Source organism: Apibacter adventoris (assembly GCF_002964965.1).
Lineage (GTDB): Bacteria > Bacteroidota > Bacteroidia > Flavobacteriales > Weeksellaceae > Apibacter > Apibacter adventoris.
In genome coordinates, this window is the sequence record NZ_PSZN01000009.1 from 1 (window position 1) to 12,982 (window position 12,982).

Here is a 12,982-nt window from a genome sequence, read left to right on the forward strand (position 1 = left end):
ACTATCTTTAACTATTTTGGGATCATTGAATATTAAATCCTCTTTACGAGAACAATAGCTTTTTATCTTCCCTATTTCTTCATTATTTAATTGTTTCTTTATCACTTTATAATTATCGTTCCACTTGACTTTGGATAAGTCAAAATCATCTGCGACACTAAACGAACCTATTCGATACGTTAATTCATTATTTTGGCCAATATCTATTATATGAGCTCTTGTTCCTCCTGATACAGAAATTATTAGGATTAGTTCTTTAATTTTGGATTGTTCCATAGTTTCTCTGTTTTCCTTATCCCTGGTTCTGTTAGTATAAGTAAATGTACAGGAAATCATCAAAATGCAAATTAAAAGCGAAATTAAATTTTTCATTATTTATATATTTTACCCTCACATTCCCAGGGAAAACTTAAAATAGTATCTTTTTTATGTATATAAAATACTAACTCTCCTTTGCGTTTTATTAAGGTATCTCCTACAGACATATTATCTCTGAATTTTAGCCACCAACGACCATTGTCTTTACATGTACATGGGTTACCAGTTTGGATATCTCTACCTTTTAAACTTAAATAAGCTTGGCTTGTTGATGGTAGTTCATTTAATATTAAAATACACTCATTCTCTCTGTCAATATTAGAAGCTGATTCACAATTGGGTTTTAAACAAGAAATAAATAATCCAAAACTCACTAAAAAGAAAATATTTAAATTTTTCATAATCTCTATATATATTATTTTTTACTAAACCAACTACCTATTCTACGAATCCCATTACTTAGCTTATATACTTTTGCGGTTGAAACTGTGGCTCCAGCACCAAAGCCCGCTCCTGCATTTATTCCTATCGTACGTACTCCAGATGGATCTTTCTCTAATTTTCCATTGACATTTCTAGCCGAAGCAGATAAGCCCCTCCAATTAACAAAAGAAAAGCTCGCTAATTGCAGACTTTATATGTTTAGGACATTCCTGGTATATCATAGAGTTTACCCGTTATCCCAAGAATATAATTTATAAAATTCTTGAGTTCTGTAGGAAAGTCCTCGTAATTGAATTTGCGCCCAAAGGCAACTTTATTTCCATCTATATAGAGATAATATTCCCAACTATCTTTAACTATTTTGGGATCATTGAATATTAAATCCTCTTTACGAGAACAATAGCTTTTTATCTTCCCTATTTCTTCATTATTTAATTGTTTCTTTATCACTTTATAATTATCGTTCCACTTAACTTTGGATAAGTCAAAATCATCTGCGACACTAAACGAACCTATTCGATACGTTAATTCATTATTTTGACCAATATCTATTATATGAGCTCTTGTTCCTCCTGATACAGAAATTATTAGGATTAGTTCTTTAATTTTGGATTGTTCCATAGTTTCTCTGTTTTCCTTATTTTGTCCTTGGCAAGAGATTACACAAAAAGGTAAAGCCAATAGAATAAAACATAAAACTTTTGATATCTTTTTCATTAGTAAGCACCTCATTTATTTTGACCTTGTTCCTTTCTAATTTGATTTTCAGTAATGTCTTTTTTAGTGTGATATTTTACGCCTGATGTAGCTGCTTCTTCTTTCCTTACTGGTACTGTTACCGTTTTGCCCGAAGCGTCCTTGTAAGTTTGAGTTCCCCATTCATCATAGCCTAAAGCTTCTCCTCTCATAGAACGTTCTCCATGTATCATTTCGTGAGCAAGGCCTACCTGATTAGGTCGTTTTTTCCGTGAAACATTTCCTGTTTTTGGGCCTTCGGTCATTATGCTTGGGTCTGATATTGGATCAAAGTAAACATTAACATCAGTTCCTTTTCCATTTATAGCATTTGCACTATTAACATCTGTTTCTGAATTTCCAGAACCCGCACTAGCCATTTGAATAGTCATAGTTTTATCAGAACTATTTAATCTTCTAATTAACCTTGTGCCTGCCGTTTTATCCCCTTTACCCAAACTTGCAATTTTAATTCTAATAGAACCATTTTTTTGAGTTGAATACACTAATTTATCGTTAGTGAGTTTTTGAAGATTTCCTAAAATGGTATAAGTATCTTTTGTAGAAGTTCCTTTAGGCAAAACAATATCCCTGCCATCAGGATCAATAAACATTATCGGTTTATTCGCACAATATGCATACGGCGAGATGCCCGGGTATTTCTCTGCGTGTGGATCAACATTAAACCATCTTCCGATTGCCGGATCATAATTTCGAGCCCCATAATCGTATATATTAAGTCCAAGTTCATTTTGCCATTCCTTTCCATTGTATTTATATTTATACTCTGGTTGCAGGTTATTATTATTATATCCTGAATGCTTTAATCCAAACGGATAATAATGATTTTCCTCCAGTACATCCAGTGAACCATTTGCAGGATTTTGGCGGTAACTCAAGCAAATATTTCCCAAATGATGCGTATGATAGATATTACAACTACTTCTTTTCATATTTATAATTTCCTATTTCTCCTCCATAGGTTTGGAGTTATTTATCTTTGCCTGCACAGCAAAAGCCTGCTCCGTTTACATAATCATTATGGTCTTTTCCATGATAAGGCTCTTCAAAATACGCATTGAACATAATAAATGAGATATTTTCAACTCTATTGAACTCCTCAGATTGCTCTGCATGGACAAGGAGATTAGTTAAATAAAAAACCCCGCACTTAACGGGGTTTCTTTTATTTTAATTTATAATTCTCCAATATCTATCGGTAAACACTTCAACCCTTCCTTTAATTTATTTTTTTCGTAAAATTCTCTTTCAAAGCTATTCCTTTCATTATACGGATAATATTTTATCTTATATTTAGACATATTTACTTCTATTGATTTATTATAATCATTTGAAATAATATAATCATATTTCGATTGTTTATCTATTACTATTGTAACTGCATTTACATTACTAGTTTTTATATAATTATCCTTAGGTTTAAACCAACTAGTATATTTACCTGGAATTATATAAGCCCCTTCTGATGTTTTCCATACAGTTATACAGTTATTTGATGTTAAACAAAAATATTCTCTTTCTTGAAATAAATACAATATACCACTCCCAATTATTGTAATGATCAATATCAAAATAATTATTATCTTTTTTTTCATTATATTTCAATTACTTTGGTCCAAAAGGAATAACACGTTGCGCTTTAGCCCTCTTTACTTTTTCTAAAGATTTACTATATGCCCTTTTAAAAGCATTCATACCTGCAGTATGACCTGCTCTCTCAGCTCTTTGAGTAGGTTGCCCTTCGACCTGCCATTTACCAGATTTCCAATTTTTCCCTTGTGCTGTTTGTAAGCCATCAAAAGCTGTCCTAGCAGTTCTCCATGGAATTCCTTTACGCCCTGCTACATATCCTGCTGCTGCATTTCCAAAATCCCTTGCTGAAGCAAACGTTGCAAGATTATCATCTGATAATTTCATTTCATCTATTGAAAATAACATTCCTCGATAATGATATACAGAACTATTATATCTTAAATCTTCTATAGATAACATATTTCCATACTCGTCTCTTCTCTTAAAATCATAAAGCTCTCCCCCTGTAGCATTTCTCATATATTCAGTTAATCCCAATCCATTTGGATTATTAATAATTTCATTATTCATAAAATCATTTCCACTCATATCTCCAGGATTGATTATAGCTCCTATTACAGGCTGACCTTCATCTGAGAAAAATGAATATTCTGTAAGCGATTGTCCGACAACTTCATCTGTTCTATTCCCTTTACTATCCATTACATAGATATTTCTATCATTATCAGCTTCTCCTGCTACTACTGTATAACTTCCATCCTCATTTTTAGTAACTCCTATCCACTCTCCTTTCATTCCGGTAGAGTCTATAAACTTAATTGGATTATTATACACATATCCATAAGGGTCTAATGTCTCTTCCACTAAGGGGTCTACAGTAAACCATCTACCAATCGCCGGATCATAATTTCTTGCCCCATAGTCGTATATATTAAGTCCCAGTTCATTTTGCCATTCCTTTCCGTTATATTTATACTGATAGTTGGGTTGCAGGTTATTATTACTATACCCTGTATGTTTTAATCCGAACGGATAATAATGATTTTCCTCCAGTACATCCAGTGAACCATTTGCAGGATTTTGGCGATAACTCAGGCGAATATTCCCCAAATGATCTGTATAATGATACACATAGGTTTTCAAGGTATAATCGTAATATCCTTCTGCATGAGGGAAAAACTCCAATACATGATTTTTATATTGGAAACCATTTAAATAATCCGTAGTCGTTATGTTATTTCCCTCTTTTATCATTTTAGCCAGCTTGGTTCCCGTAGCTTCGTAAAGATACTCAATTTCTCCCTGAGAAGAAGTAATTTTTGAAGGTAAATTATGGAAATTATATAAAATGGTAGAAATTCCTTTATATAAATCCTGAGTCATATTTCCATTGGTATCGTAACTAAAACCGTTTTCTGAGGTTTTTCCCTGAGAAAATCCTGCCGGATTGTTCGATACATCTTTTACCCCCAATAAATAATTGGAAGAAGGGGAATAAGTATATTCCAATTCATCGATCAGTATTGTATTGGTATGAATATCTTGTTCCCCATATCTCAATAAAGACAAAATATTTCCATTGGCATCATAAGAAAGTTTTTCGTCATAAGCATTGTTTATATATCCCTCTTTATTATAATAGGCTCTTAATAAACGGTTCATCGGATCATATTGATATCCATATCCTCGTTCTATATGATCTGAAGCACTCACCCAAAAAGTTTCTGCAATATTTCCATTATACAAAGGCACCACATTACCCGAAGCTTTTTGTATTACCCGTTCATAATGTAAACTAAAAGCAAATAGATCCATAGGCTGGTTAGCCGGAGATAGGTTTTTTAAATTATTGATTCCTGTGAGCCATCCCCGTATATTATATTCATAATCTACCTGTTGCAGTCCCGACCCCGGAAGTAATCCTCCTACTTTTTTATTTTTAACCCGTCCCAGTTCATCATACACATTTTGTGAAAGATATTCTATTTTTCCTTCATTAACCTGATGGGTATGTGTAAGCAATCGTTCTTGCTTGTCATAGGTAAAAGATTCTTTTATAGTTAGTTCTGCATTTTGTGTATCCCGGCTATGAGTAGTTACCGTATATTCCGTTTTGCCTCGGAATCCTTCTAGCTTACTATCTACCTGGGTGAATCCCCCCAGGTAATTTTGAGTAAGAATACGTATCGGACGTACTTTAGAATCATAATAGGTATATGTCCAGTTTCCTATTCCTACATTGTTTTCCTTCAATATTTTTACATAGGATGCCGTTGCTGCTCCTCGCAAGCGTGAATCCATAGTGCCCAGTACATTCTGGTTTTCTATAGTTGTTATTGTAGGAGCTCCGGTGTTTACATACGAATCATAATATTTTATAGTTATAATTTCTTTTTCCGGATTCTGAATTATCGGAAATGCCTTATTATTCGTATAAAATGCAGCAATTCCGCTTAGTGAAGATTCGGTTCGTTCTTCATTATTACTTACCATTCCATTTACTTGTGTTTGTACTGCCTCCCGAGATGATCCGAAAGTGGTTTCTCCGGTTATAATTTCCCTTCCAAATCTGTCATACTTGGTAAATAACCCTTTGCCTGACTTTCGTTGTTCCGAATCCTGAGTAGCCACTAATCGATTTTGTTTATCATATACCAGATATTCCCTTCCTTTGCCCGGAAGTTGCTTTTCCACTAAACGGTTGCGCTCATCATATTGGTACTGGTATCCCAGATTGTCCAGTAAGGTTTGAAGAGAAGGTGCATTTTCAAATGGTACAATAATAGGAATAAGGTTTGGAATTTCGGAAATCGGAGGATTAATTCCTATAGATGGAGGCAAATAAGGAAATTCAGGTTCCTGTGGAACTATTTCTGTATTTGGAGGTTGGGGAGAGTAAGTGGCAGAAGAAAGCTGTTCTACCAATAAAGGAGGCAATACATAAGTAAGGTTACCATAAAGATCATATACATAATAAGTATCATGAGCCTTATTGGCATCATAGGTTCGTTTTAAAATCACTTTCCCTTCTTTATCTTTAAACTCTTCTACAGTGTGATTAGACTGATCTGCTCCCGTCCAATTTTCATCTTTAGTAATAGTTTTATATAAATTTCCCGCCTCATAAGTACCTTTTTCTACCAGTGAAGGGATATAGCCCGGAGCCAAGTTTACTTTAAAAAAACGTACTTCCCCGGCTGTATTAGTTTGATATTCCATTTTCACCTCATGCCCGCTTCCTAGTTTCCAAGCATCTCCCGGAGCTGCCAGTTTTATAACACGGGATAAGGGCGAATTTTCGAGTTCTTTTTCCGAATAGAAGTAAGCTGTGTTATAACTCTGTGGATTACCATAATACGACGTATATAATCCTATAGGGTCCGTAATAAGTGCCCCTTGGGAACCCGAAGAGGGTACCGGAAGAAAATCTTTTACTTGTCTGCCAAAGCCGTCGTATTCATAGTGTGTTAGGATATCCTTTCCTGAAGGAGTAGCTGCTACCTGTATTAACTGTTTTTCTCGTCCCAGTCCATCATAATATGTGATAGTTATTTTCTTATCACCACTTTCTCCCTGGGCAGTCAGGTACTCCGTGCTTTTTATATAGTTTTCATTTCCATACACCGGATGAGGGGGAGTCGGAGGTGGAGGTGGGGTGTCCGGAATACCGTCTCCGTTGGCATCAATAAAGGCATGATAAAAACTTCCGTTTATGGCACTAACTTTAAAGCCGGGCATCATGCGGATAGCAGAGGTATGGGTTACTTTTTTATTAGGGTTGTCTGCCATGTTGAGAATCAGCTGAGCAGAAATCGGAGTGATGCAACAAATCCATACAATACCTAAGGGAAGAAAGTGTCTTTTCATAGATTAGCAGTTAGGGTTGGGTAGAAGTGGATAGCAGATTTTTTATATTTTGTTTCAGTTGATCTAATTCTGATTTTTGGATTTCTAATTGTGCTTCCAGCGCTTTATTTTTTTCATTATAAGCATTCAGTTGTTTTTCCTGTATCTGAAGGGCTTTGTCTTGTTCTATGGAATAAAGGGTAAGTTCTTCAATTTTTTGGAGAAGGAGATTGGTCATTTCTCCAACCTTTAGTCCTTGTTCCTGAATTTGTTGAGCAGAAGGGACCTGAGGAAGATGGTGATTTTCTTTAATAAACTGTTCGGTTTCCTGTAAGGAAGGAAAATGATATTCTTCATTTAAAGAAGAAGTTCCGGTATAGTATTGCTGAAACACATAATCGGCAGGAACTTGTAAATCTACCTTTACTTCTCGGGCATGGATATTACCATTAACGGTAAGTCTTTCGTCAGGATTTTCGGTACTTATGCCTATATTTCCATTTTGATTAATAGATAAACGTAAATTATGCTCTGTAAAAAAATTGATTCCATGATAACTGGAAAGATAGAATTTATTAAGAGTTTTAGCCTCATTATTATAAAATCCTAGTCCGTAAGAAAATAATTTTCGGTTATTATAAATAAAATAATCATCAAACCCTAAAGAGTTGATTCCATATATACTGTTAGGATCTGTATTGTGAGGAAATGAAATGTTAGGAGCATAAATGTAAGGAGCATAAAATCTATTATGTATATTAAGAGTGCCATCATTATTGAAATCAAATGATTTACTCCAATCCCATTCATTATTAGTTTTCGGAGCAATAGCCAATGTTGTTCTACCATCATCCGGAGTATGGAGTATCCAACTGTTGGTTCCGGGTAGTATTAAGTTTCCGTATGTGTCAAATTGAGCTTTTCCTAAGGTAAAACTTAAAATGGTAATAAGGCTAAAAATTAATTTTTTCATTTTGATTAATTTTGAGATTTATAGTGATATTCAAAGGATTTGAGCAATTGACCATCCTGATTTTTAATTTCTTTCAATCTTCCGGCGTCATCGTATGTATAATATTCTGTTAGTCCGTTAGGAGGGGTAATGGTGCTGACTCCTATTAAAGGCAAATAAGTATAAGTGGTGATCATAGCCAGGGGCAGTTTGTTTCTTAGCGACGTATAAGCAGATAAAAGTCCTTGTTCATCAGAATTGTTAGATAAGTTTTGCAGATTAATTACATAGGACTCTATTTCAGAATAAGAAGTTCCTTCGATCTTAGCTATAGGATGCTGTTGGTTATATCCCCAGATAATACTGACAGGAATACCGCTTTCCAGGGTATATTGAAGAAGGTTTCCTTTATTATCATATTTATCATAGGTAATTTTCTTTTCTAATATAGCCTCTCCTTTCTTGTTATAAATATACTTAGGTAAAATAAGATTAGAGGTAGTGGCGTCTTGTGCATAACGAGTTTCTGTAAAGGATATTTGTTTTTCGCTTCCGTCTTCTTTGCGTAGTACTTCGGTAGTAACAGGAGTACTGATACGGTTCTGACTGGTAAGTTCCTGCATCAAAGGGTTTTCGTTTATATCGGGAGGATATTGGTAGTTAGTAATCAATTCTCCACCTGTAGAAGTTGTGATTTGAGTTTGTACAGGCTGAATATGATTATAATCAGAAGAATAGGTATAATTTTTTACCGTTGTTAAAGAATCTGCTTGATGCCCTTGGTAGAAATATTCGGTAGTCTGTTCTTTCAAGAGTTTATTCCAATGACTATTAATTGTATATCTAGAAAACTCAAACTTATAATGTTTATCTATATTTTGAGGGCCAGATGGAGATCCAATCCAAGTATTTTCATTAGAAAAAATCATAATTGGCACCCCAATAGTTAGATTATTTGGAAAATTACCATAGAAACTATTAGTATATTCACTTTCTTTTTTGTATAATAATCTATTTTGCTCATTAAATTTTGTTTCTTTCAATAAAGTACCAAAGTTGAAAAAAATACCAATATTTTCTGGAAGCCGAAGAATAGCATATTTATTATCTGGATGATAAATATTTTGTTCTACATAAAATTTATATTGATTTAAATAAGAGGCTAAAGGAGAGACTGTTTTTTCGGTTACATATTCATATCCTACAGGTTTATTCCCTTCTATATTTAATTCATTAATAGATGAGTTTTGTAATACAAAAAAATCTGTTAATCCTAAAGGCATAGAAGGGCTATTATTAGTAGCATAACTATGCACAACGGCCATATAATAAGGATCTAATTCCAGTTTTTTAGCACTGGAAAATCCTGTGTTTGGATGAGTATAGTCGTATTTTTTATAAGTAATTAATTCACCTGTAGTATCATAGTTTTTAATTTCCTTAATGCGTAGACTTCCTACACTTTTATTTTTCTTTACCTGCTTATAAGAAGTATTTATCCAGCTTATAGACATAAATACTGAGGGTTCTTTCCAATTTCCTATTAGATGAATATTTTCTTCAGGATATACTTTAATTCTATAAGTCTTATTTTGATTGTAATCTTCTTGTAATAAATTTAAATCTACAAGTTCATTAAAACTCAAATTTCTATTTTGCCAAAGTGATATAATTTTTTTTCCTTTTTCATCTTCTAATACTCCATAAGATTTGCCTATTCCTTCCTGCTCCACTATTTTTGGAGATTTTCCGTTGTTAAATATAAGCTCTGCATTCCAATCATTAGGTGTTAAAGTAAAAGTGTCTTTCGTTTTATTGTTATAAATATTTCTAGATTGATAAGTTTCTTCTTCTATTTCTTCCCCTTCAAAATAATAATCATCCAGTTCATAGGTGAACTCTGTTTTTCCTCCGGTTGGGTAGGTAATTGTTTTTAGAGTACCTAATTTAGCATAATCAAAATTAGGCTCTCGGTTAGCGCTCCCTACTTTTTTAGCAACAAGATTTTTTATTCCATATATAGTGCGTATTTTAGGAAACCATTTCATTTCAGGTAGGTAAGAACTATTGCTAGTTCCATTTGCCAATCCCCAATGATCTTTATTAGGAGATAAACGGGGAGGAAGAAGATGCTCTTCATTATATTCAAAGGAGTATTTAGAATTTGACAAAATTTCTTTTATGGATGTTAGTTTTAATCTTTTAGATAAGCTATTCATCATATATATGTCTTTTAAGAAATAAGGAGCATTGGCAGGTATGCTTTCTTTTATTGAAGAAAAATAAGAATATGAAAATTGATAATGTTTGATTAACATATTTTTATTATTAAATACTTTGACCTCTTTTAGTGAGTGATCTCCATGTAAATCTTCTCTTTCTTTTGTATCGTAAATAAACTCTATATAGCCTTGATTAAAGATAATTTTATTTAAAGGTTTTTCATATACCTTTTGTGCATAATAATCGTAAGGGGGGGGATTATATTTAGCAGGAGGACCATTAATCTCTTCGTACTTTCTGTATATACCCACTACTTCTTGTTCGCTGATAGCATTAAACATATCATATATAAAAAATGAATCTTTATATTTATATAAAATTTCTTCTTTTTTAGGGGTTTCTATTTTATCTAAAGTCCATAGGTTTTGTATAAATGAATTATTATAGATAGTGGGTTCTAGTAAAATGGGCATATACATATTTTTAACAGAGTAAATTGCTTTAATTCCAGACGTATTGACAATAGAAATTTGTTGATTATAATTTTCGGAACTTATATTTAGATTTGAGTAATTAATTTTATTTATACTTTTATCCGTATTAAAAATAAACCGACCTGATTCTCCTAAAAAAGAATAAGAATAGACATCGGGTTGTAAATCTTTTACAATAGAGTATCCTAGGGCTTCACGCAGCTCTCCTATTGCTTGCATTGCAATGTTAAAACTTTCTGGAGATTCTTGTCCCATAGAGGAGCCATCTGGCTTGAAATTCAGAGGCAATTTAGGAGTATAATCTTTATCATCTGAACCATATACCTTTCGAGTAATGTTACCACCTGTATCCAGAGACCAACCTATTCCCACCCGTGATGCAATTTCATCAACTTTAATGCCCGAACTATGATAACGCATAGTAATCGGAATTTTAATTCCATCTTGTTCTATAGTATATAAAGGAATTTCTATATTAGGTATTCCCGTGTAATACCCCACTGGAATATCTCCAAATTTAGATAAAGAAGCAGCTTCCGGTGTTTTGGGATAAGTTGGAACATTAGCATAATATTGTCCTTTCCCTTGTAAGGAGAATAAAAGAAAAAGACTTGTGAAAACAGGTAATAGTTTAATTCTATATATATTGTTTGTTTGAATAATTATTTTCATAAAGTAGAATAGTTAATAGTATAGTTAAAAAAATATCGGTTATTTTTACTTTCCTGTTTTAATAATTTTTATAGACTCTTTTTTTCCTGAAGGTAAGGAAATAGAGAGTATGTATATTGCAGGAGGATACCCTGCTAAATCTATAGGTGTGGTAGAATATTTTACTGTTTTTTGTTGAAGCAGTTTTCCACTTATATCATATATCTCTATATTTTCATTACCTGTAAGTTCTTCATAAATTATTACATTAACAAATCTTTCTGTAGGATTTGGATATACTTCTGTATTTTTTCTTTTATGCAAAGAATTTTGAGGAATATAATCATTATTTTCTTCATAAAGTTTTACTAACCAAAAATCAGTTTGACCGGTATTTTCTACGGTTTTATTACCTGATTTTCCAGAGTTAGAAGTTCCTGCCATAAGCAGAGTGCCATCTCGCGTATCCACAGCAGTCTGAAGAATATCTTTTTTGTCTCCCCCTATTTTTTGTTTTGCAAGTATTTCTCCTTTTGAAGATAACCGTACCAATATATAGTTACTTTCCGTTTCTCCTTCGGGTGTAATTTCTAACGAGCTTCCTGCAACAGAAAATGAATTGTCTTTGTTTTCCACTATTTTACTCACAATATCCTGAGTGCCTATATCTATGGATTGCTGCCAGAGAATAGTTCCGTTTTTATCTGTTTTCACTATCCAGAAATCTAACCCTTTGTCCTGGGGGCTGATTTTCATTCCTTCTTGGGGAGAATCTGAACTTCCGGCAAGTATATAGCCTCCATCTGAAGCTACGATCATATCGTGAAGTTCTTCGTTTTTTTTGCCTCCTAAGGTTTTTTCCCAAAGGAGCTTTCCGTTTTTATCCAACTTTAGCAACCAGTAATCTCCTTTTCCCAGATTATCCTCAGATTTGTCTTCAGATTTGGGAGAATGGGAAGTACCGGCCAATATATATCCTTCAGGTATTTCTTTAATACTGCCAAGCAGGTCATAATATAATCCCCCCAAGGTTTTCTGCCAAAGTATTTTTCCTTTGGCATCTAATTTTATAATCCAAAAGTCCATGCTCCCTTTGGAAGGGTCTGTTTTTTCATAAGAAACCGGTGAATCTGAAGAACCGCCCAATATATATCCACCATCAGAAGTTTGTTGTATAGAAAGGAGATGGTCTGATCCGCTTCCCCCTATTGTTTTTTGCCATTCCTCCTGTCCGGCTGCATTGAGTTTGATAATCCAGTAATCATCCTGTCCACGGCAGGAATCTTTTTTATCCCCGGAAATTCCTGAATAAGAACTTCCCCCCAGTATATATCCACCGTCGCGAGTCAGACCAATACTATATAAGAAATCAGCTTGATTACCTCCTAAAGATTTTTGCCATTCTTCCTGACCTTGTTCGTTCATTTTCCAAAGGAAATAATCTAAGTTTCCCCGGTTTTCTTCGGTTTTGATTCCTGAAATTTCGGAAACGGAGCTTCCAGCCAAAATAAATCCGTAATCAGGAGTGGGAAGTGCTTCATATAAGTAATCACCTTGTTTTCCTCCTAAAGTTTTTTGCCACTGAATTTGTTGGGCACATAAAGGAATATAGAAAAAACAGGAAAAGATTAAAAATAAAGAATAGAAAGTAAAGGGTAAATTTTTTATCATAGATTAGCAGTTAGTTAATTATATTTCGAATATATATATTTTTTTTAAATTTTTATATATAAAAAAATGTTTTTATGTTTTTATGATTTTTTTC

The 12,982-nt window shown here is 33.4% G+C and carries 9 protein-coding genes; all 9 read right to left on the reverse strand.

The window, feature by feature from the left end; all coding sequences use genetic code 11:
- Positions 1 to 372 (reverse strand): hypothetical protein (locus tag C4S76_RS05085; RefSeq protein ID WP_146105687.1); only part of this gene is annotated, 372 nt, incomplete at its 3' end.
- Positions 372 to 719, reverse strand: coding sequence for a hypothetical protein (locus tag C4S76_RS05090; protein WP_105193303.1), 348 nt, complete (start codon positions 717 to 719; stop codon positions 372 to 374). The genes C4S76_RS05085 and C4S76_RS05090, both read right to left, overlap by 1 nt.
- A gap of 241 nt (positions 720 to 960) precedes the next feature.
- On the reverse strand, positions 961 to 1,479 hold the full coding sequence (locus C4S76_RS05095) for a hypothetical protein (RefSeq protein WP_146105688.1): 519 nt from the start codon (positions 1,477 to 1,479) through the stop codon (positions 961 to 963).
- Positions 1,480 to 1,490: 11 nt separating this feature from the next.
- Positions 1,491 to 2,450, reverse strand: coding sequence for an RHS repeat-associated core domain-containing protein (locus C4S76_RS05100; RefSeq protein ID WP_105193307.1), 960 nt, complete (start codon positions 2,448 to 2,450; stop codon positions 1,491 to 1,493).
- A gap of 243 nt (positions 2,451 to 2,693) precedes the next feature.
- Positions 2,694 to 3,113, reverse strand: a complete 420-nt coding sequence (locus C4S76_RS05105) for a hypothetical protein (protein WP_105193309.1) — start codon at positions 3,111 to 3,113, stop codon at positions 2,694 to 2,696.
- Positions 3,114 to 3,123: 10 nt separating this feature from the next.
- Entirely contained in the window at positions 3,124 to 6,918 is a 3,795-nt protein-coding gene (locus C4S76_RS05110; RefSeq protein ID WP_105193311.1) for a DUF6443 domain-containing protein, read from the reverse strand.
- Positions 6,919 to 6,928: 10 nt separating this feature from the next.
- Positions 6,929 to 7,870 carry a coiled-coil domain-containing protein gene (locus C4S76_RS05115; protein ID WP_105193313.1) on the reverse strand — a complete coding sequence of 314 codons (942 nt, stop codon included), beginning with the start codon at positions 7,868 to 7,870 and terminating at the stop codon, positions 6,929 to 6,931.
- Between the two features lie 5 nt (positions 7,871 to 7,875).
- Positions 7,876 to 11,238 carry an RHS repeat domain-containing protein gene (locus C4S76_RS05120; RefSeq protein WP_105193315.1) on the reverse strand — a complete coding sequence of 1,121 codons (3,363 nt, stop codon included), beginning with the start codon at positions 11,236 to 11,238 and terminating at the stop codon, positions 7,876 to 7,878.
- Positions 11,239 to 11,283: 45 nt separating this feature from the next.
- Positions 11,284 to 12,888, reverse strand: a complete 1,605-nt coding sequence (locus tag C4S76_RS05125) for a T9SS type A sorting domain-containing protein (protein ID WP_105193317.1) — start codon at positions 12,886 to 12,888, stop codon at positions 11,284 to 11,286.
- Positions 12,889 to 12,982: the final 94 nt, after the last annotated feature.

What these genes read in the sequence shown, in the direction of transcription:
- C4S76_RS05110 (WP_105193311.1), bottom strand. Translation starts at nt 6,918, where the DNA reads ATGAAAAGACACTTTCTTCCCTTAGGTATTGTATGGATTTGTTGCATC.
- C4S76_RS05100 (WP_105193307.1), bottom strand. Translation starts at nt 2,450, where the DNA reads ATGAAAAGAAGTAGTTGTAATATCTATCATACGCATCATTTGGGAAAT.
- C4S76_RS05105 (WP_105193309.1), bottom strand. Translation starts at nt 3,113, where the DNA reads ATGAAAAAAAAGATAATAATTATTTTGATATTGATCATTACAATAATT.
- C4S76_RS05090 (WP_105193303.1), bottom strand. Translation starts at nt 719, where the DNA reads ATGAAAAATTTAAATATTTTCTTTTTAGTGAGTTTTGGATTATTTATT.
- C4S76_RS05115 (WP_105193313.1), bottom strand. Translation starts at nt 7,870, where the DNA reads ATGAAAAAATTAATTTTTAGCCTTATTACCATTTTAAGTTTTACCTTA.
- C4S76_RS05125 (WP_105193317.1), bottom strand. Translation starts at nt 12,888, where the DNA reads ATGATAAAAAATTTACCCTTTACTTTCTATTCTTTATTTTTAATCTTT.
- C4S76_RS05120 (WP_105193315.1), bottom strand. Translation starts at nt 11,238, where the DNA reads ATGAAAATAATTATTCAAACAAACAATATATATAGAATTAAACTATTA.
- C4S76_RS05095 (WP_146105688.1), bottom strand. Translation starts at nt 1,479, where the DNA reads ATGAAAAAGATATCAAAAGTTTTATGTTTTATTCTATTGGCTTTACCT.